Source organism: Dickeya ananatis (genome assembly GCF_019464615.1).
GTDB classification, from domain to species: domain Bacteria; phylum Pseudomonadota; class Gammaproteobacteria; order Enterobacterales; family Enterobacteriaceae; genus Dickeya; species Dickeya oryzae.
Map to the genome: position 1 here is coordinate 2,544,190 of NZ_CP040816.1, position 24,558 is coordinate 2,568,747.

Genomic DNA, 24,558 nt, shown 5'->3' on the forward strand with positions numbered 1-24,558 from the left:
CCATGATTAAACTGTTTAAAACCATCCTCAAAGCAGGCAACAGTACGGTGAAATACCCGTTCGCGCCACTGGCGGTGCCTACCGGATTTCGCGGCAAACCGGAGTATGACCCGGAGCAGTGTATCGGTTGTGCTGCTTGTACCATGGCCTGCCCGGCGAATGCCCTGACGATGGCCAACGATCTGGACAACGGCACACGTACCTGGCAACTGTTCCTCGGCCGCTGCATATTCTGCGGCCGTTGTGAAGAAGTGTGCCCGACCCGCGCTATTGTGTTGTCACAAGAGTTTGAAATGGCGGTCGCCAGTAAGGCCGACCTGTATCAGCGCGCCACCTTCCGGCTACTGAACTGCCATGTCTGCCAACAGCCGTTCGCCCCGCAAAAAGAGGTGGAATACGCCATGGCGCTGCTGGCACACGCTGGGGTACCGGAAAATGAGGTGGAGGCACGCCGCCATCAGTTTGAAACCTGTCCGGACTGCAAACGCAAACAGAACATGAACCATCAGGGCAATGTGCAGTTGAGTCAGCACCTGTCCGCCCCGTCCACTCACAAGGGGAATGCACAATGAGTATGCTGCCCAATGGGGTCGACCATTACCAGACCACCCCGATTACGCTGGACGAACACACTCAGCAGTTGAAAAAAACGCTGCTGAAAGATATCAAGCGTTCCGCCTATGTTTACCGTGTGGACTGCGGCGGTTGCAACGGTTGCGAGATAGAAATTTTCTCCGCCATTACGCCGCTGTTCGACGCCGAACGTTTCGGTATCAAGGTGGTGGCGTCACCACGCCATGCCGATATTCTGCTGTTCACCGGTGCGGTCACCCGTGCTATGCGGACACCGGCGTTACGTGCCTATGAGTCCGCGCCGGACCCGAAAATCTGTATTTCGTACGGTGCCTGCGGTTGCGGCGGCGGCATCTTCCACGACCTGTACTGTGTATGGGGTGGCAGCGACAAAATTGTGCCGATCGATGTTTATATCCCCGGCTGCCCGCCGACACCCGCTGCGACGATTTACGGTTTTGCGGTCGCACTGGGGCTGCTGGAACAAAAACTGCACGGCAGCGACCACCAGCAGGGCGACAATGAGAAAGCCGCACTGATTCATCCGGCACTGCCGCTGGATTTACGCGTGCAGGTAGAACGGGAAGCCCGTCTGATGGCGGGGTACCGTCAGGGCCGTGAAATCAGCGATCGTTTCCTTGGCCTGCTGGAAAACCAGCCGCTGGAGGGGTTCGAACAGCGCGTTACCGGCTGGCTTGATCAACACAACGACCCACGGCTGAACGAAATCGCTGGCCGGTTGCTGCGCATTTACCATGCCATGTTGAATGGGGAGATCCTGTGATGAGCAGAGTGCGCTTCTATGCCCTGAACCGCAAATTTCTCGACAGCCGCGACAAAATACCGGAGCAGGCGCAACAGGTGATGTACTACTCGCTGGCGATTGGTCATCACGTTGGCGTCATCGACTGCCTGAAGCAAGTATTGCAGTGCCCGCTGGCGGATTTCGAAGGTTGGGTCGGCCAGTTGAGCGATGACGAAGCCCGCCGCAAAATGCTCGGCCTGTTACGCTTTGGCGAGATAACCATCGACCATACCCACACCGCCCTGCTGGGCGGTGCTTTCAGCGCGTTGGCTCAACGCGACAGTCACCCGGAATGGACCGCGACACTGATGGACTATCTCGCCGCGATGCAACGGGAACCGGCTCTTTATCTGATGGTGAAACGTATCGATGACTGAACATCTGCACAATGAAGCGCCACTGTATATCGAAAATATCGTGCTGGCGGTCGGCAATACCCTGATGGGGGATGACGGTGCGGGCCCGCTGTTGGCAGAGCGCATGAACCAGCATCCGGTGGCGGGCTGGTCAGCCATCGACGGCGGGGCCATTCCGGAAAATGCGGCACACACACTGCGGGAACTAAAACCTCGTCGCCTGCTGGTGGTGGATGCCACCGATATGGGGCTGGCGCCAGGTGAAATCCGTATCGTCGACCCAGAGCGCATCGCCGAAGACATGCTGATGAATACCCACAGCCTGCCGTTGAACTATCTGATCGACAGCCTGAAGGAAGATATTCCCGAAGTGATTTTCGTCGGTATTCAGCCAGCACTGGTGGCGTTTTATTTCCCGATTAGTCCGGAAGTCACCCGTGCGGTGGAACAACTACACCAACGCCTTGACGGCTGGGAAGGGAATGGCGGGTTTGAGGTGCTGAGCGCACACTGACCCATCAACATACAGCGACAGGATACACTATACACCCGCCCCATAAGTCCAAACAAACTGCAATATAGCGCCTACGAACTACGATAGGCGCTAAAAGTAATATCAACTTAGTGGTGATAACTCAGATAACTAATCAGTTCATCTAAAAATACTTTATTCACTCATACTTCTTTTTGAGATTTAACATTTTTTCATTGTACTCTTCAGCATTCACCGCACCTCTACCTTGAGTAATAGAAACTGAGGACAAATATACATTCTCGACTTTTCCACCGCTTAACTCGACATATAATCTATCCGAAACACCTGATTCCGTACCCTTAGCATAGTTATACAATGGAATGTACGATGATGCATCTCTAGAGATAGCAGTCTTGCTGTATACCCACAAAACATTGCCATCGTCAGCGAAAGTTTTCAGCCTAGGCTGCCCTAATAAATTTAGTACGGATGACTCGGAATCTCCTTTATTTAGAATATTAAAGGCATCAATTCTAATATTTAAAGGATCCTTTTCAAATTTGTTTTTCTCTCTAAAATTATCAACAAAAATATCATGATTTATCACGAGACCATCTTTATTATATGCCACAACCAATTTACGATGAGCATATGTGCCACCTAGATCATTGAGATGACCTCTATATGTCGTGATATTATAAACCCCGTTAGGAAATGATTTTGAAATAGAACCTCGCCCCTCTTCCTTCTTATCACCAAATAGTGCATTAACCTGTGAAATAGTTGTTTTGTTATCAATAACCTTGGCTTTTATTTGTTGATCCGTTAATGTTTTATCCGCCAACATTTTATTCCCAGACACCCATGAAGAGCATCCAGCCAACATAAGTGCAGAAAAAATTGCAAATACCATCTTAATTTTCATATTCCCTCTCAATCAATATTTACATCTGTGTAGAAAAAATAAAACAATCCCAGTAAAATCTATCTTTAACGCAGAAACAATCCTATTCAGTGATTTTTTCTCCCTATTGGTTAATTATAATCCCAACTAATAAAAAACTTATCTCATAGTAAACAAAATATCGAAATTTAAATCACCATTCCTTTGTGGAAAAAGGGAGATAATCTGACTTTATGGACAAAAATAATCGCATAAGATAATCAATGTTAATCTGAATATTTTATAATATATGATACGATGAAAGTCCCCACATCTTCAACTGGCTGTTGCACCCACTTCCGCCTATTTCCCCAAACGAGTGCATACACTGGCTATCCACGCATCATGGAGATATACCGCTAGCGTCGTCACTGACAGTGAGCTTTAAAAATACGTGAATAAAAACAAATTGTTGAGTTGCATTTCTCTGTGTTTACTTTGGTTTTGTCATATATGATGCATCATGCATCATAAAAACAATCGCGCTGCATCATTACACACCATGAGGAAAATGCCATGCTGAAAAAACTGATGTTCATCACCGGCCTGATAGGCACCACCTTGTCCGCTCAGGCAGAAACGCTCACCGTCATCTCATTCGGAGGTCTGAATAAAGAGGCCCAACAAAAAGCCTTTTACACACCATTCCAGCAGGCAGGGCTAGGAACGGTAGAGGCGGGAGAATACAACGGAGAAATGGCGAAAATCCGCGCGATGGTACAGACCGGCCAGGCCGGTTAGGATGTGGTGGAAGTGGAAAGCCCGGAGTTGGTGCGCGGATGCAGTGAAGGGTTGTTTGAGACGCTGGACTGGAAAAAACTCGGTAATGCAGACGACTTTGTCAAAGGCTCGGTATCCGAATGCGGTGCCGGGATTTTCCTGTGGTCAACGGTGATGACCTATAACGGAGACAAGCTGAAAAACGGGCCAAAAAGCTGGGCCGATTTCTGGGATATCCACACCTACCCCGGTAAACGAGCGCTGCGTAAAAGCGCCAAGTTCACACTGGAGATAGCCCTGCTGGCAGACGGCGTAAAACGGGACGAGGTCTATCAGGTGCTGGCGACACCAGCTGGCGTGGATCGCGCATTTAAAAAACTGGACCAGATAAAATCATCGATCCAATGGTGGAAATCCGGTGCTCAACCCTTGCAGTGGTTGGTGGCTGGCGATGTCGTTATGACATCTGCGTATAACGGGCGGGTGACCGCCGCACGCAAAGAAGGCCATGATTTCCGTATCGTATGGCAAGACAGCCTGTATGACCTCGATAGCTGGGCCATCGTCAAAGGCAGTAAACATCGCGCCATCGTCGAGCAATTCATCGCCTTTGCCAGTCAGCCAGAGCATCAAAAGGTCTTTGCCGAAACCATCCCTTACGGCCCGACCAATAAACAGACTATAGACACGCTGTCACCAACCATCGCCGCCGATATCCCCACTAACCGGCAAAACCTGGCACAAGCCGTGGGTATTGATACCGCCTTCTGGATCGAACACGGCGAAGAGCTGGAACAGCGCTTCAACGCCTGGGCGGATAAGTAACCGTTAAAAAAATAACTATTTTTCAATTTATTAAGACAAAAAAATACGGTGCAGGTCTTTTACCTCTTGCCCTTATCCAGGTTTACTATAATTTATGATGCATCATATATCATTAAGGCGATCATCATGTCTGACACGAAAACACTACTATTGACCGGCGCCAGCCGGGGTATTGGTCACGCTACGGTTAAACACTTCCACGCCGCTGGCTGGAAGATTTTCACCGCATCGCGCCAAAACTGGGTAGAAGATTGCCCGTGGGCCGAAGGATTACTGAATCACATTCATCTGGATCTGGAGGATATTACCGCGCTGGAGGCAAGCTTGCCGATGATCAAAGAGCGACTCAGCGGTCAGTTGCACGCGCTGGTCAATAACGCGGGCATATCCCCGAAAGGTGAAGGTGGAACCCGACTCGGCGTACGTGATACCGATTACGCCACCTGGATACGGGTATTTAACGTCAACCTGTTTTCCACCGCCATTCTCGCTAATGGACTATTCGATGAACTGCATGCGGCACAAGGCAGCATCATTAATGTTACCTCGATTGCCGGTTCTCGTGTCCACCCTTTCGCAGGAGCGGCTTACGCCACCTCCAAAGCGGGATTAGCCGCATTGACGCGTGAAATGGCGCACGACTTCGGGAAATACGGTATTCGGGTTAATGCCATTGCACCCGGTGAGATCGATACGGCGATCCTGTCGCCCGGCACGCAGGATATTGTCGAGCAGACTGTTCCGATGAAACGCCTGGGCAAGCCAGAAGAGGTCGCGTCGCTGGTCTATTTCCTTTGTACCCAGGGTGCGTCTTACATCAACGGGGCGGAAATCCATGTCAACGGAGGCCAGCATGTCTGATCCGCTCGTCCTGTTCACTACGGATGTACCGTCACTCTCGGCGGTACAGGCGCAGCAGATAGCGCGCCAGCAATACGGGCTGGATGGCAGCATGACGCCACTGCCCGGCGAGCGTGACGCCAACTTCCACCTCGTCACTGCGGCACACGGTCAGTATATGCTGAAAGTGATAAACCCCGCTGAACCCGCACCGATACGAGATGTTCAGACCGAGATATTGCTTCATCTGGCTCGCGTCGACACCACCTTGCCAGTACCTCGCATCATCAGTAATCGGTGGGGCAATCCCTCCCCTGCGCTGATGATTGATGGACAGATGCACCATATCCGGCTGATCACCTGGTCCTTCGGACAGCCCTTGCACTGGGTGCCTCGCTCGTCAACGCTGTCAGCTCGACTCGGCGATACGCTGGCACAGTTGGATCTCGCCTTGCAAGACTTTAGCCACCCGGCGGCATCGCGAGACCTGTTGTGGGATATCGCCCATCTGGAGCGGATTCATGACTGGCTGCGCTATGTCGCAAACGCGCAGCAACGGCAGTTAATCCTCCAGTGGTTGACCCGCTGGGAAACCGCCGTGGCACCGATTCAATCCAGCCTGCGCCACCAATTGATTCATAACGACCTCAATCCTTACAACGTGTTGGTGGATACCCAAGCCGCAGTGCCGCACATTGACGGCATCATCGATTTTGGTGATGCGTTGTACGCACCATTGGTCAATGAGCTGGCGACCGCGCTGGCTTATCAGGTTGGCGATGAGTCCGAACCACTGGCGTGGATCCTGCCGTTTGTCACTGCCTACCACGCCCGGTTGCCGCTCACTGAGCAGGAAATCAGTCTGTTGCCCTGCCTTATCGCCGCCCGACTGACGCTAACCCTTTCAATCACCCAATGGCGCAGCGAGTTGTACCCAGAAAACCGCGACTATATCCAGCGCAACCTGGATACCGCCTGGCGCAGCCTGCAGCACCTCAGCCGCCAGCCCGAGCAGCGGCTAGCTGAGCAATTACTGCACGCCTGTCGTTAACGCCATACAGAGAAGCCAGCCAAATAAGGAATCATCCATGAATACCCGTTCCGCTTCACCTTCATCCCCCGAAACCGCATCAGTCTCTGAAACGTTGCTGGCCCGCCGTCAGCGGCTGTTGGGTGCAGGTTACCGCCTGTTTTATCAGCAGCCACTGCATGTGGTTCGTGGGGATGGTGTCTGGCTGTATGACGCCGACGGCAACCGCTATCTGGATGTATACAACAACGTCGCCTCACTCGGGCATTGTCACCCTGCGGTGGTGGAGGCTATCGCCACACAAGCCGCCACACTCAATACTCACACCCGCTACCTCACTGACGCTATTTTGGATTTCGCTGAAGACTTTCTACAGGAGTTTCCCGCCCCGCTGCAAAACATTACCCTGACCTGCAGCGGCAGCGAGTCGAACGATCTGGCTCTGCGTATCGCCCGTTACGTCACCGGCGGTAGCGGTGTCATGGTAACCCGTTGGGCATACCATGGCGTCACCGCCCAACTTGCCGGGTTATCGCCATCACTGGGTAGCGGTGCACCGCGGGGAGAACAGGTCTGGCTTATCGACCCACCGGACGGTTACCGCCGCCAGCCAGGCTGCCTGCTCACCAGTGTGAAACAGGCACTGGCGCAAATGGAACAGGCTGGCGTACGCCCGGCGGCGATACTGTTTGATACCCTATTTTCCAGCGACGGCGTATTCAGCTCCCCAGCGCAGGACGTGCAAGAAGCGGTGCGTCTGGTACGTTCAGCGGGCGGATTGTTTATTGCCGATGAGGTACAAGCTGGTTTTGGCCGAACCGGTAGCCACCGCTGGGGATTTGGCGCGTATGGCGTGGTGCCGGATCTGGTGACGCTGGGCAAACCGATGGGTAACGGCCATCCGGTCGCGGCAGTGGTCGGCACCCCAGCGTGGTTTGAAGCATTCGGGCGTAATCAGCGTTATTTTAATACCTTTGGCGGCAATCCCGTGTCCTGTCGAGCTGCCCATGCCGTGTTGCACATCTTGCGCCGTGAGCAGTTGCAAGACAATGCCCTGCGAATGGGGAGCTATCTGGAGACAGGGTTACGCAAACTGGCCGAGCGACACGACTGCATTGGCGACATTCGGGTTTATGGCTTGTTCATCGGCGTCGAGCTGGTGACCAGCCGGTTAACACGCCAGCCGGATACGACAGGTGCGGTACACGTAGTCAATGACCTGCGGCAACACCAAATTCTGTTGAGCGCCACCGGGCCTGACGGCAATATTTTGAAAATCCGGCCGCCGTTGATTTTCCAGCCGGAACACGCCGATATGTTGTTGCACGGATTGGATAACGCCCTGAGCAGACGTTCATCCATCGGTGATTAAGAACTTATCTGTTCGTCGGCTTCTCCGTGAACATTAGCAATGAATTCGACCATTTTCTGATGCCCGTCCTGAATGTCTGCCTGAATCGCCAACCGCGCGGCTACCGGGTCGGCGTTTTTCAACGCCACCAGCACCTCCTGGTGGTGGCCGACAGCCATACGCTCGGAAAAATGGCTGTACGCCTGTGCTATCAATGGCCCGGTACGCATCCACAAACTGTCGATAAAACTGCACAGCAGTGGCATCTGCGCCGTATGCGCCAGCAACAGATGAAATTCGCTGTTCAGCCGCAACGCTTCGGTAAAGTCGCCGCGTTTAATCGCCGCTTTGTTATGCTCGATGTTCTCTTCAACCTGCGCTAGCGCGCTCGGTGTCACACAGCGAGCGGCATTTTCTGCCCCCATGCCTTCAATGGCCAATCGCAAGGCGCGAATTTCCAGATACTGATCCAGCGTTAATGCCGGTACCCGGATGTCACGCGGTGTACGCAACTCCAGCGCCTGCTCTTTCGACAACTGCAAAATAGCATCACGCACCGGGGTGACACTGGTGCCCAGTTGCGCCGCCAACTCGCGAATGCGCAAGCGATCGTTCGGTTTGAACTGCCCGGTAATCAAAGCATCACGTAACGTGGCATACACCCCGGAACTCAGCCCGGTACGATTGATGGATGCAATCGGATAATTCACGCCTTACTCCTGTTTTTATAATGCGGGTTATTCCCACCCATCATAACGCACTACTGTCGTCAAATCTGCCGAAGGCGGTCGTCGACACTCGACATCCGCCCATTTATCACGCCGACAGTCATCAGTCATCCGCCTTTAATCTTTTATAAATCAAAACACTAAATCATAAGCATTCATTCTGGCATAAACCCTGCTTTGTGTATGGCGATGTGTCGGTGCCATGCCGTCGACATAACCTTTAGTCAACCAGAGCCGCGGAAGGAGACCCTGTCATGAACCGGTTCGTTTTAGCAGACCCCAAGAAATGCATTGGCTGCCGCACCTGCGAAATAGCCTGCGTGCTGGCCCACAGTGATGGTAACCCGTCATCGTTGTCTGCAGAGCATTTCGCACCGCGCCTAAAAGTGGTGAAGGGGCTGAATGTCAGCACCACAATTCAGTGCCGTCACTGTGAAGACGCTCCCTGTGCAAATGTTTGCCCTAACGGGGCGATCGTCCATGCCGGCGATCATATCCGGGTGCAGCAAGAGAAATGCATTGGTTGCAAAACCTGCGTAGTGGCATGCCCCTACGGTGCCATGACGGTGATCAGTAAACCGGTAGCGCGTATCAGCCATTATCAGACGCTGGGCAACTGCATTAAGGCGGAAGCGCACAAGTGCGACCTGTGTGAAGGACGCGCCAACGGTCCGGCTTGTGTCGAAGTCTGCCCCACCAAAGCCCTGCACCTGATAAGCAGAGACGACATTCAGGAGATGATCCAACGTAAACAGCGGCGCGCAGCACTTGATGAAGCCGCGGAAATGAAATTCTGAGCGTGCCGTCGGTACGATGAAGGAGAGCAATGTCATGCAGAAAGTGATTACCGTCTGCCCATATTGTGGGTCAGGCTGCAAAATTAACCTGTTGGTGGAAAATGGCAAAGTCGTCGGTGCAGAAGGCGCCAACGGCCTGACCAACGAAGGCGAGCTGTGCTTAAAAGGCTACTATGGCTGGGATTTTCTCAACGACACCAAACTGTTAACCCCACGTCTCAAACAACCGATGATCCGCCGCCAGAAAGGCGCGCCGTTTGAGGTCGTGTCCTGGGAAGAAGCCATCGACTTCGCCAGTTCTCGCCTGAAAGCCATCAAAGAGAAATACGGCCCGGACGCCATCATGCACACCGGTTCATCCCGTGGTCCGGGTAACGAAACCAACTATGTGATGCAGAAATTCGCCCGCGCGGTGACCGGCACCAACAACATCGACTGTTGCGCACGCGTCTGCCACGGCCCGTCTGTTTCCGGGTTGCAGGTGACACTGGGTAACGGCGCCATGAGTAACTCGATTTGCGAAATCGAAAAAACCGACTGCATTTTAGTCTTCGGTTACAATGCCGCCGACTCTCACCCGATCGTGGCGCGTCGCATCATCAAAGCGAAAGAGCGCGGTGCTAAAGTTATCGTTTGTGACCCACGCCATATCGAAACCGCCCGTATCGCCGACCTGTGGCTGCCGCTGAAAAACGGCTCCAATATGGCACTGGTCAACGCGTTTGCCAACGTACTGATCAACGAAGGGTTGTATAACTCAAGTTTCGTGGCGCAACACACCGAAGGGTTCGATGAATATCGCGCCATCGTGGCGAAATACACCCCGGAATACGTGGCGGATATCACCGGCCTTGATCCACAGTTAATCCGTGATGCGATTCGGATGTATGCCGCAGCACCGTCAGCCACCATCCTGTGGGGCATGGGTGTCACCCAATGGACACAAGGGGTGGATGTGGTGAAAGGCCTGTCTGGCCTGGCACTGCTGACCGGTAACCTTGGCCGCCCGAATGTCGGCGTTGGCCCGGTACGTGGACAAAACAACGTTCAGGGTGCCTGCGATATGGGTGCGCTGCCGAACCAGTTCCCCGGCTACCAAAAAGTCACCGAAGCGGATGTGCGTGAGAAGTTTGCCAAAGCCTGGGGTGTGCCGTCGCTGTCTGACCGCATCGGCTACTCGCTGACCGATGTCCCGCACATGATCAAAGAAGGCAAAATTAAAGCCAATTACCTGATGGGGGAAGACCCGCTGCAAACCGAGCCAGACTTGTCGGTGGTGCGCGAAACCTTCAATCAACTGGAATTGCTGATCGTTCAGGATATCTTCATGACCAAAACCGCCGCCGTGGCGGATGTCATCTTCCCGGCGACCTCCTGGGGCGAGCATGAAGGGGTATATTCTGCGGCTGACCGCGGCTTCCAGCGCTTCTATAAAGCGGTGGAACCCAAAGGCAATGTGAAGCCGGACTGGGAAATCATCAGCCTGATGGCTACCGCCATGGGCTATCCGATGCATTACAACAACACCCAGGAAATCTGGGATGAGTTGCGTAACCTGTGCCCGCTTTACTACGGTGCCACCTACGAGAAAATGGCCGGACTGGGTTATATACCGTGGCCGTGTCTGACCGAAGACAGCCCCGGCACACCGTGGCTGTACGCCGGTAACAAGTTCGACCGCCCGAACGGTAAAGGGCTATTGTTTGCAACAGAATGGCACCCGCCGATGGAGCAAACCGACGCTGATTACCCACTGGTACTCTCTACCGTGCGTGAAGTGGGCCACTACTCTTGCCGTTCCATGACCGGTAACTGTACCGCGCTGCAAACACTGGCAGACGAACCGGGTTACGTGCAGATGAACCCGGAAGACGCTGCCAAACTGGGCATCCGTGACCAGCAACTCACCTGGGTAGCATCACGCCGCGGCAAAGTCATCAGCCGGGCGATGGTCAGTGAACGCATCAATAAAGGTGCGGTTTACATGACTTATCAGTGGTGGATTGGTGCCTGTAACGAGCTGACACTGGATGAAGTTGACCCGATCGCCAAAACCCCAGAGTACAAACACTGCGCGGTGAAACTGGAACCGATCGCCGACCAGAACTGGGCGGAAAACTATGTCAGACAGGAATACAGCGCCTTGAAAGCCCGTCTGCGTAAAGAAGCCGAAGTAGCAGGTTAATCCCTCTCAGCCCTCTCCGTCAGGAGGGGGCTGCTATGCGTCCCTTTCCTTTTCCGCTCACCGTCTTTCCGCTGCCACCGTCTTCATTACGAAATCCCTTCAATTTCCCGGGCGGAAATCCCCATACGCTGCATACGTGACAATAACGTGGTGCGTTTAAGGCCAAGGCGTGCCGCCGCACCTTTCGGGCCAGCGACAATCCCATTGGTTTCCCGTAAAACCCGGATGATGCGCTCGCGTTCTGACTCATCGTCGGCCTCCAGCGGCCCAGGAGCGGGTTCCACTGTCGGCATAATCTCATGGTGCGCGGGCTTGGGCACATCCAGTGGCGACAAATGGTGCTGGAGTTCATCCATATGCAAGTTGAGCGTGGTGCCGCGTGTCAGGATCACCGCCCGCTCCACCACATTTTCCAGTTCCCGCACGTTGCCGGGCCACGGCAAACGACTCAACTGACGCAACATATCGGAAGGGATACTGTCGATAGTACGGTTCATACGACGGGCTATCTTGCGGGTAAAAAACTTCACCAGCAGCGGAATGTCTTCCGGTCGCTCACGTAACGGCGGAATAACGATGGGGAACACATTGAGGCGATAGTAAAGATCGCTACGGTACTCACGGTCCGCCACCATTTGTTTCAGGTCACGATTAGTCGCGGCAATTAACCGCACATTCACCGGAATGATCTTACTGCCACCCAGCCGCTCTATCTCCCGCTCCTGTAGCACCCGCAGTAGTTTGGGCTGCAACTCTAGCGGAATATCCCCAACCTCATCTAAAAATAACGTGCTGTTATCCGCCAGCTCAAAGCGCCCCTGACGCTGGCTGGTCGCGCCGGTAAACGCCCCTTTCTCATGTCCGAACAGGTCGCTTTCCAACAGGCCAGAAGGAATCGCGGCGCAATTCATTTTCACCATGCGTTGTGATTTACGTTGGCTCAGGCTATGAATAGCGCGGGCAATCAACTCTTTACCGGTGCCCGTTTCTCCCAGAATCAACACCGTACTGTCACTGGCGGCGACCATCGCCACCTGTTCCAGTACCTGCCGAATCGCCGCGCTGCGGCCGATAATCTCGCCAAACTCATCACCGCTACGCTGATGAATGTGTTCAGTCAGTTGCTCGGTCAGGTAGAAGTTTTCATGGATTAACGAATCCTTCAGCCGGGTAATCTGCTCATAGGCCAGTGCGTTATCCAACGCAATGGCGATACGGGCAGCAATTTGCCGCAGCAGCCGCAGGTCCGCCTCGCTCACAGCAAGCGCGGTGCGATGCGCCAGTTCCAGCACACCGAGCGTGCGATTCCCGAATACCAGCGGCAGCAAACACACATGAGACAACTCACGGTCAAACCACTGACAAAGTGGACGTGGGTCTTTAGCCGCCAGACGTGTCGGCACCTCGATCAGTTGCGGCTGATGTTGCGCCATCACGCTGTCAGCCAGTGTTTGCGCTCGCTCCACTTCGCCTTGTACGGTTTTGGGTGCGCCGGATGCCGGATACACCGTGGCAAGATACTTCAGTGGGTTGTCCTGCTCTTCGCCGTCTTTCAGCACCAGTGCAATAAAATCGATACCGAAGAAGCGGTGGATCTCGCGCGACACCTCCAGCGCCAGTGCTTTCAGCTCCAGTTTGGAAATCACGGTATTGGTGACATCAACCAGAATACGCAGGTGATCCCGCTCGTGGCGCAACCGTTCTTCTTCCTGCAACACTTGCTCACGCTCACGAATATTTTCCACCACCAGTGCAACCACACCTGCCAGCGCCTGAAAGAAATCCAGTTCGCTGTCAGTAAAGCGGCTACCGTCGGTCTTGAGAAATTCGACCCCGCCCAGTACTCGCTGGGTGCCACGCAGCGGCAACTGGCAATAGTCGCTTAATCCGGCGTAGGCGGGCAGATCGGTCAGATGGGGGAAATCGCGCTGAAAGTGTGTCCGGTCACAGTGCAGCACGGTTTGAGTGCTCCACACGACACCACCGGGGCCATTGGCCAGCAGAATCGCCTCTTCGCTGCACAGCGTCCGCCCGGAGTCACGATCGTGGCGGTAAAAATGCATCTGGTTACGTAATGGGTCAAGCAGGATAACGTTGACGCGACCGAACCGCACCACCGAGAACGACACACCGTCCAGGCACTGCAGCAGATCGGGTAGGGTGCGCTGTTGCAACAGCGACTGAGAAATTTTCAACAAGGCATCCTGCCAGAGAATAGACAGCCGGGACGGGGAGTCTGTCAGTCGTGTCGCCATAACCACCGTAATCCAATCTCCATAGATAGTGTGGGGAAATAGTGTAAGTGCTTCACTGGTGAAATGACACGTCACCTCACCAATAGCTTGATCTGAATCGTGCTAAACCGGGGTTAACGAGCCACAACCGGTTATCCGATGAGCGGTGATCAGTGGTCAGATGGATAATAGTAAGAATTATTTATAATTAAGGGTGCGAATGGTGTGATTATCATCACCTTCTCACCGGGTGGCAAGTACGGTTTCGTGTTTTCTCTTCTCGCGCTGAGTGTATAAAATTCCACCACATCAACACCCCATCGCAACATTCCAATTACATACGGAGAATGAAAACAACATTTGCGTTCCATTTTTACGCAATACAGGCAGGTGATTAAAATTACTGTCATTTTTATTTCATGGTCAACATCACTCTTCGTCCTGGGGCTAATTATATTTTTATAAATACGAAGGGTAATTCCTGTTTATTAATCCAACACGTTATCAATCAATAATACCTTCATCCTCCCTTAGCGATAAATCCCCCGGTAATTATTGGTGATATTGCTGACTCCAGCCAAGATATAAGAAAAAGTTATGATTAGTGCAAAAATCACCTTACCACACAACAAAACAAATCATAACAAATTGAAAATAATGACTTTATTGGCAAGACGTCAGTGGCGTCCGGTTAAGGTTTTCGTGATGAATAACCGGAAAATAGCGTATTTTGGGCCCGATTAAGTGATGCATTTCATTTTCTTCGCAGAAAAAAAGGGAAAAGCTCGCAATTCGTTGTAATATTCGGCGCGGCAGACACAGCACCCCACAAACAAATCAGGGTATCGGTCCACGTATGTCTTACGGCATATCTGACCGCTACGCTGCAATAACACTGGTGTTGTCTGGGTACATTCATCAACATGAGGTTTATATGCAAAGGCAGAAGTTATTAATACAGATAATGCTGGCGATCGTGCTCGGTATTCTGATTGGCTGGGCATGCCACACTTATCTGGATGGCGCCCGCGCCAAAGAAGTGGCGTCGTACTTTAATATGGTTACCGATATTTTCCTGCGTCTGATCAAGATGATCATCGCACCGCTGGTATTCGCAACTCTGGTTTCCGGCCTGGCCAGTATGGGTAACTCTTCTGCCGTAGGTCGCGTCGGTCTCAAAGCCATGACCTGGTTTGTTACCGCATCTTTCCTATCATTGCTGATAGGTATGATGCTGGCGAACTTCTTCCAGCCGGGCACCGGTATGAACCTGGTGGCCTCGGCCAGCCACGTCACTACCGGTCTGAATACCGATGGTTTCACACTGAAGAACTTCATCAGCCATATCTTCCCGAAAAGTATCGTAGAAGCGATGGCTAACAACGAGATCCTGCAAATTCTGGTGTTCTCGCTGTTCTTCGGCTCGGCGCTGGCTTACGTCAAGCACCACAACAAACAGGCCAACTTCATTCTCTCTACCATCGAAGAACTGGCTAAAGTGATGTTCCGCGTCACCGATTACGTGATGGCGCTGGCACCTATCGCCGTCTTTGCCGCTATCGGTTCTGCCATCACGACTCAGGGTCTGGGGCTGATCTATGACTTCGGTAAGCTGATTGGTGAGTTTTACCTGGGTCTGGCGCTGCTGTGGGCGGTGTTGTTCCTGGTGGGTTACGCCTTCCTCGGCCGCTCTATTGCCGTGCTGGCGCGCCTGATTCGTGAACCCACCATGCTGGCCTTCGCTACCGCCAGCAGCGAGTCCGCCTATCCGAAAACCATGGATGCACTGACCCGTTTCGGTGTACCGAAGAAAATCACCAGCTTCGTGCTGCCGCTGGGTTATTCCTTCAACCTTGATGGCTCTATGATGTACCAGTCATTTGCCATCCTGTTCATCGCTCAGGCCTACAATATTGATCTGAGCATGACCCAGCAAATCCTGATCCTGCTGACGCTGATGATCACCAGTAAGGGGATGGCGGGCGTTGCACGTGCTTCTGTTGTCGTGGTTGCCGCCACACTGCCGATGTTCAACCTGCCGGAAGCCGGCATCCTGCTGATTCTGGGCATCGACCAGTTCCTGGATATGGGCCGCACCGCGACCAACGTTATCGGCAACAGTATCTCTACCGCCGTGGTGGCCAGTCTGGAAAAAGACATCACCGACGACGAAGAGGAAACCGCGCCGGAAGTGGTATTGCAGCAGGCCAGACAAGACGCCTGATCCAGTCCATATATCCAGCATTTGAACGCAGACAGCGGCCACCCGGCCGCTGTTTTTTATTATGCCGTTCGCAACGCCGTCATTGCCCGCCAGAATGATTCCGACGCCACATTCAGCCGCGCATCCAACCGATACAGATACACCTGCATCTTCATCACCGCATTATCCAGCTTCAACACCGTCAGCTCTTTGTTCGCCAGCTCATCGCGGATCGAGTAATCCGGCAGCCAGGCGATACCGTGCCCCTGCTTAACCATACGTTTGAGTAAATCACTCATTGAGGAGACAAAACTCACAGTAAAACGCTCCGATGCCAGCGTGGAGAGGTAGCGATTGACCTGACGGCCCATGTAACTGGTATCGGTATAATTGAGTAACGGCAACGTGGCGGCACGCACATCAAACTGCGGTTTGCCGAGCGCGTCGCAGGCGCACACCGGATACAAGGTAGAATCCATGATGCGGGTATGACGAAACGGTTCTGACATCAACTCCTCGTTATAAAAGGAGAAAATGAAGTCACTGCGCCCCTCTTTAAGGTTGAGAACCGCATCATCGACATCGATGGACTCGACATAGAAGATTTTCTCTTGCACATCCGGCACGCTTTTCAGCAATTCCGGCATCACAAACACCGACAGCGAATGCGCCGCGGCAATCGTTATCTTATTTTTATAGTGGCTGCCGCCGTGCAGCTTATGAAGCTGATATTCCAGATCGTCGAGGGTATTGCGGATGTGGGCATGAAAAATCTTACCTTGCTCGGTCAGTTGCAACGGCTGCGCACGACGATCAAACAGGTCAAACCCTACGGCCTCTTCCAGCGCTCGAACGCGTCGGCTGAACGATGACTGTGAGATGTTACGTGTCTCCGCCGCCAGGGTGAAACTACGGTGTTCTTCCAGTGCAATAAAATCATATAACCATTTGGTTTCAATATTGTTTAGCATCATCAACCGCCGTTTTGAAAACGCACTCTACGCATAATGTGTGTGGCGTTATGCAAAACATACATAGAGGATGGGAATTTCGCAATTCACATTTCCAGGCGCTGTGCGATGATTTTCCCACTCCAGACTACTCGCAGTGAGGCGGAAAACGTGAACCCTGTAATCGGAATTCTTGGCGGCATGGGGCCGGGTGCCACCGTCGACGCCATGCAAAAACTTATCCGGCAAACCCCGGCACGTAAGGATCAGGAACACATTCCGATGATTGCCGTGTCTATCCCGGATATTCCGGACCGTACCCAGTGCATTCTCAATCACAGCCCGTCACCGCTGCAAAAGATGATTGAGTACATGAGAATTCTGGAAAACGCGGGGGCCACCTGCATCATCATTCCTTGCAATACCGCGCACTACTGGTTCGAAGATTTGAAGCGGCATACTCAGGTAGACATGATCAGCATCATTGATGCTGCCTGCCAGCAGGTCGCCGAACAACGCGTCCATCACGTCGGTATTCTGGCGACGACCGCCACCGTGCGCGGCAATATCTACCAGCATGCACTCAGCGGTCAGCAGGTACGCTGCACCCTGCCTGATGATGCACAGCAGCAGGCGGTCATGAACAGTATCTATGCTTACAAAGCGGGCGATTTCAGCCAGTCTCGCGCACTACTGCTGCCGGTCGTCGACTCGCTACGTCAGCAAGGGGTAGAAAAAATCATTCTGGGTTGCACCGAGCTGCCGCTGATTCTGGAGGCAGAAGCGAGCGCCACACCCAATGCCTACCTGGATGCCACCGATGCGCTGATCAAACAAACTATTGCCTGGTATTACCGACAAGTAACGCATCCCCTCGTTGCGGCGTAATTTTTCTCTGTTGACCACGGTATGCACTCACCGACATTTGTTATGATAACGTCAGGTGACAATGCAGAGACCGACTGACAGAGCATCATGAAAGCAAAACCAGTAACGCTCAATGACGTGGCAGCTTACGCCGGTGTGTCATACCAAACCGTTTCCCGGGTGCTGAATCAGGCACCTCACGTCTCGATACGCACACGGGAAAAGGTGGAGCAGGCGATGGCCGCGCTCCACTACATCCCCAATCGGGTAGCACAGCAACTGGCGCGCCGCAGTAGCACGACCATTGGGCTGGCGACAATCGATCTATCGCTGCATGCGCCATCCCAAATCGCCGCCGCCATCAAAACGACCGCCAGCGAACTGGGGTTCACGGTGGTGATCTCCATGTTACGTGCGGCCGATGGTAATGACGTCCAGCGCGCCGTTAACGAATTACTGTCACAGCGGGTAGATGGCGTGATCATCAACGTCCCGCTGGAGCAAGAGGAGGCGGAGCACATCCATCAGTTGTGCGCGGCCACACCGGCGCTGTTTCTCGACACGGCACCTACCACCAACCTGCCAAGCGTGATGTTCGACCCGCAGCAGGGTGCGAAGCTGGCTATCGACCATCTGGTAGAAATGGGACATCGTCGCATCGCCTTGCTGACCGGTCCGCAAAGTTCGGTGTCGGCACGTTTGCGCTACGAAGGCTGGCAGAAAGCACTAGCCGCCAACCTGTTAACCCCTTGTGCCATCGCCGAAGGCGACTGGAGCGCCAGTTCAGGGTATCAGCAGGCACATTTACTGCTGGCAAATTCAATCCGCCCCACTGCTATCGCCGTCGCCAACGACCAAATGGCGCTGGGCGTTCTGCGGGCGATTCATGAATACGGCTTGCGCGTACCGGAACAGATCTCGGTCATTGGTTTTGACGATACGCGTGACAGCGCCTATTTCCAGCCGCCGTTAACCACCATCCGTCAGGATTTCAGGCAACTGGGCCGGGAAAGCGTCAACCGGCTGCTGGACTGCCTGCAACACCCGCACACACCAGCCCCACTGCGGTTAAAAACGACCCTGATACCACGTCAAACCACTGCGGCCTGGCGCCCTTCTACCCTGACACCGCAGGATGTCGCCCAGCAGTTGATTAGTCTGGCACGGCAGTTACAGCGTTAGCCGCTCCCTGCGGATGCCGGTTTTGTGATCGATACCACTTTCCGGCATCGCTGCACTTTACTCATATTCGGCAAGCCGCGATCCTGACAGTAAAATTGTGAGCGGATCACAATTTCATTTATCCGCTCATCAGTTGTTTTTAGTCATTCACTTGCAGCCAACTCAGCCAATAAAAGGAAAGCCTGTTTTATGTCCACTGTTTCCGCTTATGTTCCGCTATCTGGCATTTCGCTGGCGGATATTCTGGCCAGACGCGACTGGGAAAACCCGGCCTGCCCGCACATTCGTCGTCTGGACGCTCATCCGCCTTTTTCCAGCTGGCGCGACCTGAATGCTGCACGTGACGATACCTCTTCCGACCGGCGTCAGGTACTGAATGGCGAATGGACCTTCAGCTATTTTACTCGCCCGCAAGCAGTACCAGAACAGTGGCTGACACAGGATTTAAACGATGTCGATCCGATTACCGTCCCCTCTAACTGGCAGCTAGCAGGATACGACGCGCCGATTTACACCAACGTTAAGTACCCCATTCCCGTCAACCCACCATTCGTACCAGAAGACAACCCTACCGGGTGTTACTCGCTCACATTTTCAGTCAATCCCGACTGGTTGGCGCAAGGGCAGACCCGCATCGTATTCGACGGCGTTAACTCTGCTTTTCATCTGTGGTGCAACGGCCAATGGGTCGGTTACTCTCAGGATAGCCGCCTGCCAGCAGAGTTCGACCTGACACCCTGTCTGCAGGTGGGAGAAAACCGGCTGGCAGTGATGGTGCTGCGCTGGTCTGACGGCACCTATCTGGAAGATCAGGATATGTGGCGCATGAGCGGCATTTATCGCGATGTCTACCTGCTGCATAAACCGACAGTACACCTGCGCGACGTGCAACTCACTACCCCACTGCGACACAGTTACACTCAGGGGACATTGTGCGTGACGGCCCTCGCCAACCTGCCGGAAGACCAGACTGATCACTGGCAACTGGCAGTACAGTTATGGCGGGGCGAACGTCTGGTGGGTGAACAGCGCAAACCGTTCGGCACCCCGGCGATAGATGAGCGTGGTGCCTATCACGACAGGGTGAGTCTGCAACTGGAGGTGGCACAGCCCGCCTTGTGGAGCGCGGAAGAACCCAATCTGTACCGGGCGGTGGTGGCGCTGGAGTGCGACGGTACGCTGGTGGAAGCAGAAGCCTATGACGTCGGCTTTCGTGAGGTCGCCATCCGTAACGGCTTGTTGTTGCTCAACGGACAGCCGCTGCTGATCCGCGGTACCAACCGCCATGAGCACCACCCACAGCACGGTCAAGCGATCGATGAAGCGACCATGCGGCAGGATATCCTGTTGATGAAACAGCATAACTTCAACGCGGTACGCTGCTCCCACTACCCTAATCATCCGTTGTGGTATCGGCTGTGCGACCGCTATGGCTTGTACGTGGTCAATGAAGCCAACATCGAAACCCACGGCATGCAGCCGATGAGCCGCCTGTCCGACGACCCGCGCTGGTTACCCGCTTATGCCGAACGCGTCACTCGCATGGTACAACGCGACCGTAATCATCCCTGCATTATTATCTGGTCGTTGGGCAACGAATCTGGCTACGGCCATACCCATAGCGCGCTTTACCAGTGGGTGAAACAGCAAGATCCCACCCGACCGGTGCAATACGAAGGCGGCGGTGCCAATACACCAGCGACCGATATTTTGTGCCCGATGTATGCCCGCGTCGATCAAGACCAGCCCTTCCCCGCCGTCCCGAAATGGTCCATCAAAAAATGGATTGGCCTGCCGGGTGAACACCGTCCGCTGATCCTGTGCGAATACGCGCACGCGATGGGCAACAGTTTTGGCGGCTTTGACCGCTACTGGCAGGCATTCCGCCAGTATCCACGCCTGCAGGGGGGCTTTGTCTGGGACTGGGTGGATCAGGCGCTGCTGCGTGAACAAGACGGCAAAACACACTGGGCCTACGGCGGTGACTTTGGTGATAAACCTAACGACCGTCAGTTCTGCCTCAATGGCCTGGTGTTCCCTGACCGCACACCTCACCCGGCGCTGTACGAAGCCCAGCGCGCCCAGCAATTTTTCCAGTTCTGCCGCCATGACGATGCCCCGCTGACGCTGACTGTCACCAGTGAATACCTGTTCCGCCACAGTGATAATGAAGAACTGCACTGGCGCATTATGCAGGATGACGTGCTACTGGCATCAGGCCGCGTACCGCTCGATATCGCACCGCAAGGGAGTCAGACACTTACCTTGCTGGAACAGGTGCCTGCCCCGCAGCACCACGCCGATATGTGGCTGACCGTAGAGGTGATTCAGCCGAAGGCGACCGACTGGTCACCGGCGGGTCATCGCTGCGCCTGGGATCAATGGCAGTTGCCGATGCCGCTGGCACGTCCGCTGCCACCTGTTCACGATGGCAGGTGCCCGTCATTGAGCCAAACCGATGAGCAATTCGAGGTTACACTCGGCCAACAGCGCTGGGTGTTTAACCGCCATAGCGGCTTGCTGACACAGTGGTGGCGCGATGGGCAACCCCAGTTACTCAGCCCGTTGCAGGATAATGTGACACGCGCAGCACTGGATAACGACATCGGCATCAGTGAAGTCGATCGTATTGACCCGAATGCCTGGGTAGAACGCTGGAAACTGGCCGGGTTGTACCAGTACGACACCGACTGTCAGTACATCCACGCCGACACCCTCAGCGACAGCGTACTGATCACCACTGAGCACATCAGCCACTATCAGCAGCAGGTGTTGTTCATCAGCCGTAAACAGTGGCGAATCAACGCATGTGGCGTCCTGGCGGTGAATGCCGATGTCGAGATTGCCCGTCACTTGCCCTCGCCAGCTCGCATCGGCCTTTCCGTTCAACTGGCGGCAGTCAACCCACAGGTCAGCTGGCTGGGGCTAGGCCCGCATGAAAACTACCCCGATCGGCGCCTTGCCGCGCTACACGGTCGCTGGCAACAACCGCTGGAGTCGATGCACACGCCCTATATTTTCCCATCGGAAAACGGCCTGCGCTGCCATACCCAGGAATTGCGCTACGGCGACTGGCTTGTCGAAGGGGATTTCCACTTCGGCATCGGCCGCTACAGCCAGCAACAACTGATGTCATGCACCCATCACCATCTGCTGCAACCAGAAGCCGGAACCTGGCTTAATCTGGATGGCTTCCACATGGGCGTTGGCGGTGACGACTCCTGGAGCCCCAGCGTTGCACCAGACTTCCTGCTGACGGCCCCTCGCTACCACTACCAGTTGCAACTGCGGTTACAGTAGTTTTTATCCCCTTCAGCCCCAGCGGGCTGGCAGCATGCTGTTGCTGTCAGCCTGCTGTTTTTCCATCACCACGCCACGAAAATGCGGCTTTGTCGCCGCAATCGTGTGAAAAAAACGGCATATTGCGCATTCCCTCGCCAAACGCATCAAAAATGTGGTTTACACCTTTGACATGCGCGACGGACCCCGTTATTATGCGCCCCGTTCAAACGATTCCTCTGTAGTTCAGTCGGTAGAACGGCGGACTGTTAATCCGTATGTCACTGGTTCGAGTCCAGTCAGAGGAGCCAATTTAAGGGAAGCAGACGTTCACTAGCGTCTGCTTTCTGCATTTCTATCAATTGGTTATCCCTCTTCAGTCGTTCACCCTCGTTCATTAAAAACCACTCGAAGCCATATCATTTTGATGGTAAAAATGCTGGTAATGCTGGTTCGATTTCCCTTTTACCAACAACCGAGGGGATGTTTTCATGTCACTGACTGATATTAAAGCAAAAAATGCAAAACCCCTTGAGAAGGAATACAAGCTAACTGATGGCTTTGGTATGTTCCTTCGTGTTACTCCTAAAGGTTCGAAATACTGGCAAATGGCCTACCGTTTTGAAGGGAAACAAAAACTCTTCTCTATTGGTGTTTACCCTGCTGTTTCTCTTTCTGACGCAAGACAACGCCGTGATGATGCCAGAAGGGTTCTTGCTCAGGGCATTGACCCTAATGCAAAGAAACAGGCAGAGGTTAAAGAGCTAAAAGCCAAGCGTGATAAGACACGCTCTTTCAGTATTGTAGCTAAAGCTTGGTTCTCCACGAAAACAAAATGGTCTAAAGATTATGGTGATTCCGTATGGAAACGCCTTGAAACCTATGTCTTCCCGACAATTGGTGACAAAGATGTTGCCGAACTGGATACAGGTGATCTGCTGGTTCCGGTGAAAAAAGTTGAGGCACTTGGTTATCTTGAAGTTGCCATGCGTATTCAACAATACATTACGGCAATCCTCCGTCATGCTGTTCAGCAGAAACTCATACGCCATAACCCTGCCTATGATATGGAAGGTGCTGTTCAGAAACCTCAGACTGAACACCGCCCTGCACTAGAGCTGGAAGAAATACCCCAACTACTGAAAAAAATTGCCGAATACAAAGGTCGCAGGTTAACCATACTGGCTATTCAGCTCAATCTGATGATTTTCATTCGTTCCAGTGAGCTGCGTTTCGCTCGCTGGTCTGAAATTGATTTCAAAAGTAAATTATGGGTGATACCCGAACAGCGGGAAGCAATTGAAAACGTCAAACATTCGACTCGTGGGGCCAAAATGAAACGTAAGCACTTCGTTCCCCTTTGTAAGCAGGCCATGAAGATATTGAAAGAGATCCGACAACTGACTTATGAAGAAAGTCATGATGACGGATTAATCTTTACTGGCTGTTATGACTCGTTTAAACCCATGAGTGAAAACACAATCAACAAAGCGCTTCGCAATATGGGCTATGACACGAAGCAGGACATCTGTGGACACGGTTTTCGCACGCTGGCCTGTAGTGCCTTAATTGAGTCAGGTTTGTGGTCAGAAGACGCTGTAGAGCTTCAAATGAGCCATAGGGAAAGCAACAGTGTCCGTGCTGCTTATACCCACAAGGCAAAACACCTCGAACAGCGCCGCCTGATGCTCCAATGGTGGGCTGATTTCATTGATGCAAACAGCAACGATATGGTCAGGCCGTTTGAGTTTGATAAATAACTAGCCAGAATATATTAATAGCCAGCACTCAATTTCAAAAGTACTGGCTTTCAAAATATTAATTGTCATTCACCTTGAATAACACTAGATCTTAGCGAAGCACCGATCACTCCCTCTATTATTTTTTCTTTTACCTTATCGATTTTGTCTTGTTTCATAATATAAACATTAATTTTTTTTGCAAAAAACTCTAATTCCTTACGAGTTTTAAATTTATTCGATAGAATTTCATAACCAATCTCTCTATTTTTACACCCTTTCAATTCATTTAATAGCTCATTAGCTATCTTCTCTGACAATATTTTGTCATTATTCTGTACGGTTGTGTTTTTTACAACCCTTATAGCAATAGTAAAATCTCCACTTTCTATTTTCTTTATATCAACATCAGATAGAGATTCAATTTCCTTTTGTATTTCAAGAAAAATAGAGGATACAATCTTTCTTGTATTCAT

General features: G+C 52.9%; 19 protein-coding genes, 1 tRNA gene and 1 pseudogene. 16 read left to right on the top strand and 5 right to left on the bottom strand.

The genetic code is table 11. The features are described 5' to 3' along the window. Positions 1–2 precede the first annotated feature (2 nt). From hyfH to hycI, 4 genes are read left to right on the top strand one after another with little or no spacing between them, the layout of a single operon-like run. A complete protein-coding gene (gene hyfH / locus FGI04_RS11270) occupies positions 3–572 on the top strand; it encodes a hydrogenase 4 subunit H (protein ID WP_407321202.1) in 570 nt (189 codons plus the stop codon). Continuing rightward, on the top strand, positions 569–1,357 hold the full coding sequence (locus tag FGI04_RS11275) for an NADH-quinone oxidoreductase subunit B family protein (RefSeq protein WP_038908496.1): 789 nt from the start codon (positions 569–571) through the stop codon (positions 1,355–1,357). The genes hyfH and FGI04_RS11275 overlap by 4 nt, the downstream gene beginning before the upstream one ends. Beyond that, positions 1,357–1,755, top strand: coding sequence for a formate hydrogenlyase maturation HycH family protein (locus FGI04_RS11280; RefSeq protein ID WP_342701385.1), 399 nt, complete (start codon positions 1,357–1,359; stop codon positions 1,753–1,755). Before FGI04_RS11275 ends, FGI04_RS11280 begins: the two co-directional genes overlap by 1 nt. Next, positions 1,748–2,248, top strand: a complete 501-nt coding sequence (gene hycI / locus FGI04_RS11285) for a hydrogenase maturation peptidase HycI (RefSeq protein WP_342701386.1) — start codon at positions 1,748–1,750, stop codon at positions 2,246–2,248. Before FGI04_RS11280 ends, hycI begins: the two co-directional genes overlap by 8 nt. Before the next feature lie 157 nt (positions 2,249–2,405). Here the strand turns inward: hycI and FGI04_RS11290 are convergent, their stop codons facing one another. Then, positions 2,406–3,134: a hypothetical protein gene (locus tag FGI04_RS11290; RefSeq protein WP_342701387.1), complete on the bottom strand. Its 729-nt coding sequence runs from the start codon at positions 3,132–3,134 to the stop codon at positions 2,406–2,408. A gap of 534 nt (positions 3,135–3,668) precedes the next feature. On the opposite strand from FGI04_RS11290, the pseudogene FGI04_RS11295 reads away from it, so the two are divergent. The 4 genes and pseudogenes from FGI04_RS11295 (at position 3,669) to FGI04_RS11310 (ending at position 7,939) form a co-directional block, all read left to right on the top strand. After that, positions 3,669–4,697, top strand: a pseudogene (locus FGI04_RS11295) (ABC transporter substrate-binding protein). A gap of 126 nt (positions 4,698–4,823) precedes the next feature. Next, a complete protein-coding gene (locus FGI04_RS11300) occupies positions 4,824–5,558 on the top strand; it encodes an SDR family NAD(P)-dependent oxidoreductase (protein ID WP_342701388.1) in 735 nt (244 codons plus the stop codon). After that, positions 5,551–6,588, top strand: coding sequence for a phosphotransferase (locus tag FGI04_RS11305; RefSeq protein WP_407321200.1), 1,038 nt, complete (start codon positions 5,551–5,553; stop codon positions 6,586–6,588). Before FGI04_RS11300 ends, FGI04_RS11305 begins: the two co-directional genes overlap by 8 nt. 37 nt (positions 6,589–6,625) lie before the next feature. Further along, the gene (locus tag FGI04_RS11310; protein WP_342701390.1) at positions 6,626–7,939 is read left to right on the top strand and encodes an aspartate aminotransferase family protein; all 1,314 of its coding nucleotides are present in this window, start codon (positions 6,626–6,628) and stop codon (positions 7,937–7,939) included. Here the strand turns inward: FGI04_RS11310 and FGI04_RS11315 are convergent. Beyond that, positions 7,936–8,628, bottom strand: coding sequence for a GntR family transcriptional regulator (locus tag FGI04_RS11315; protein WP_342701391.1), 693 nt, complete (start codon positions 8,626–8,628; stop codon positions 7,936–7,938). The genes FGI04_RS11310 and FGI04_RS11315 overlap by 4 nt on opposite strands. A 272-nt stretch (positions 8,629–8,900) precedes the next feature. On the opposite strand from FGI04_RS11315, the gene FGI04_RS11320 reads away from it, so the two are divergent. After that, positions 8,901–9,443 (top strand): 4Fe-4S binding protein, encoded by a 543-nt coding sequence (locus FGI04_RS11320; RefSeq protein WP_016943624.1) that lies wholly within the window; start codon positions 8,901–8,903, stop codon positions 9,441–9,443. 34 nt (positions 9,444–9,477) lie between these two features. Then, a complete protein-coding gene (gene fdhF / locus FGI04_RS11325) occupies positions 9,478–11,628 on the top strand; it encodes a formate dehydrogenase subunit alpha (protein ID WP_016943623.1) in 2,151 nt (716 codons plus the stop codon). Positions 11,629–11,714: 86 nt separating this feature from the next. Here fdhF and flhA read toward each other — a convergent pair whose 3' ends face one another. Next, positions 11,715–13,883 (bottom strand): formate hydrogenlyase transcriptional activator FlhA, encoded by a 2,169-nt coding sequence (gene flhA, locus FGI04_RS11330; RefSeq protein WP_407273705.1) that lies wholly within the window; start codon positions 13,881–13,883, stop codon positions 11,715–11,717. Positions 13,884–14,796: 913 nt separating this feature from the next. On the opposite strand from flhA, the gene FGI04_RS11335 reads away from it, so the two are divergent. Then, entirely contained in the window at positions 14,797–16,086 is a 1,290-nt protein-coding gene (locus tag FGI04_RS11335; RefSeq protein ID WP_342701393.1) for a dicarboxylate/amino acid:cation symporter, read from the top strand. A 59-nt stretch (positions 16,087–16,145) separates the two neighbouring features. Here FGI04_RS11335 and hypT read toward each other — a convergent pair whose 3' ends face one another. Further along, complete coding sequence (gene hypT, locus FGI04_RS11340; protein ID WP_407337409.1) at positions 16,146–17,036, bottom strand: hypochlorite stress DNA-binding transcriptional regulator HypT; 891 nt, start codon at positions 17,034–17,036, stop codon at positions 16,146–16,148. A 150-nt stretch (positions 17,037–17,186) separates the two neighbouring features. Here hypT and cuyB point away from each other — a divergent pair, with 150 nt between their 5' ends. The 5 genes from cuyB (at position 17,187) to FGI04_RS11365 (ending at position 24,103) form a co-directional block, all read left to right on the top strand. Continuing rightward, entirely contained in the window at positions 17,187–17,903 is a 717-nt protein-coding gene (cuyB, locus tag FGI04_RS11345; protein ID WP_342701394.1) for a cysteate racemase, read from the top strand. A gap of 87 nt (positions 17,904–17,990) precedes the next feature. Beyond that, positions 17,991–19,064 (top strand): LacI family DNA-binding transcriptional regulator, encoded by a 1,074-nt coding sequence (locus FGI04_RS11350; protein ID WP_342701395.1) that lies wholly within the window; start codon positions 17,991–17,993, stop codon positions 19,062–19,064. Positions 19,065–19,253: 189 nt separating this feature from the next. Continuing rightward, positions 19,254–22,364, top strand: a complete 3,111-nt coding sequence (locus FGI04_RS11355; protein ID WP_407321199.1) for a beta-galactosidase — start codon at positions 19,254–19,256, stop codon at positions 22,362–22,364. A gap of 214 nt (positions 22,365–22,578) precedes the next feature. After that, positions 22,579–22,654, top strand: a tRNA-Asn gene (locus tag FGI04_RS11360). Positions 22,655–22,834: 180 nt separating this feature from the next. Beyond that, positions 22,835–24,103, top strand: coding sequence for a tyrosine-type recombinase/integrase (locus tag FGI04_RS11365; RefSeq protein ID WP_407336737.1), 1,269 nt, complete (start codon positions 22,835–22,837; stop codon positions 24,101–24,103). Between the two features lie 65 nt (positions 24,104–24,168). On the opposite strand, the gene FGI04_RS11370 is transcribed toward FGI04_RS11365, so the two are convergent. Continuing rightward, positions 24,169–24,558 carry a hypothetical protein gene (locus FGI04_RS11370; protein ID WP_249651995.1) on the bottom strand — a complete coding sequence of 130 codons (390 nt, stop codon included), beginning with the start codon at positions 24,556–24,558 and terminating at the stop codon, positions 24,169–24,171.

Coding starts and splice junctions, on each gene's coding strand:
- hyfH (WP_407321202.1), top strand. CDS start 3: ATGATTAAACTGTTTAAAACCATCCTCAAAGCAGGCAACAGTACGGTG.
- fdhF (WP_016943623.1), top strand. CDS start 9,478: ATGCAGAAAGTGATTACCGTCTGCCCATATTGTGGGTCAGGCTGCAAA.
- FGI04_RS11370 (WP_249651995.1), bottom strand. CDS start 24,558: ATGAATACAAGAAAGATTGTATCCTCTATTTTTCTTGAAATACAAAAG.
- flhA (WP_407273705.1), bottom strand. CDS start 13,883: ATGGCGACACGACTGACAGACTCCCCGTCCCGGCTGTCTATTCTCTGG.
- FGI04_RS11355 (WP_407321199.1), top strand. CDS start 19,254: ATGTCCACTGTTTCCGCTTATGTTCCGCTATCTGGCATTTCGCTGGCG.
- hycI (WP_342701386.1), top strand. CDS start 1,748: ATGACTGAACATCTGCACAATGAAGCGCCACTGTATATCGAAAATATC.
- FGI04_RS11350 (WP_342701395.1), top strand. CDS start 17,991: ATGAAAGCAAAACCAGTAACGCTCAATGACGTGGCAGCTTACGCCGGT.
- FGI04_RS11305 (WP_407321200.1), top strand. CDS start 5,551: ATGTCTGATCCGCTCGTCCTGTTCACTACGGATGTACCGTCACTCTCG.
- FGI04_RS11300 (WP_342701388.1), top strand. CDS start 4,824: ATGTCTGACACGAAAACACTACTATTGACCGGCGCCAGCCGGGGTATT.
- FGI04_RS11320 (WP_016943624.1), top strand. CDS start 8,901: ATGAACCGGTTCGTTTTAGCAGACCCCAAGAAATGCATTGGCTGCCGC.
- hypT (WP_407337409.1), bottom strand. CDS start 17,036: ATGCTAAACAATATTGAAACCAAATGGTTATATGATTTTATTGCACTG.
- FGI04_RS11290 (WP_342701387.1), bottom strand. CDS start 3,134: ATGAAAATTAAGATGGTATTTGCAATTTTTTCTGCACTTATGTTGGCT.
- FGI04_RS11275 (WP_038908496.1), top strand. CDS start 569: ATGAGTATGCTGCCCAATGGGGTCGACCATTACCAGACCACCCCGATT.
- FGI04_RS11335 (WP_342701393.1), top strand. CDS start 14,797: ATGCAAAGGCAGAAGTTATTAATACAGATAATGCTGGCGATCGTGCTC.
- FGI04_RS11365 (WP_407336737.1), top strand. CDS start 22,835: ATGTCACTGACTGATATTAAAGCAAAAAATGCAAAACCCCTTGAGAAG.
- FGI04_RS11280 (WP_342701385.1), top strand. CDS start 1,357: ATGAGCAGAGTGCGCTTCTATGCCCTGAACCGCAAATTTCTCGACAGC.
- FGI04_RS11310 (WP_342701390.1), top strand. CDS start 6,626: ATGAATACCCGTTCCGCTTCACCTTCATCCCCCGAAACCGCATCAGTC.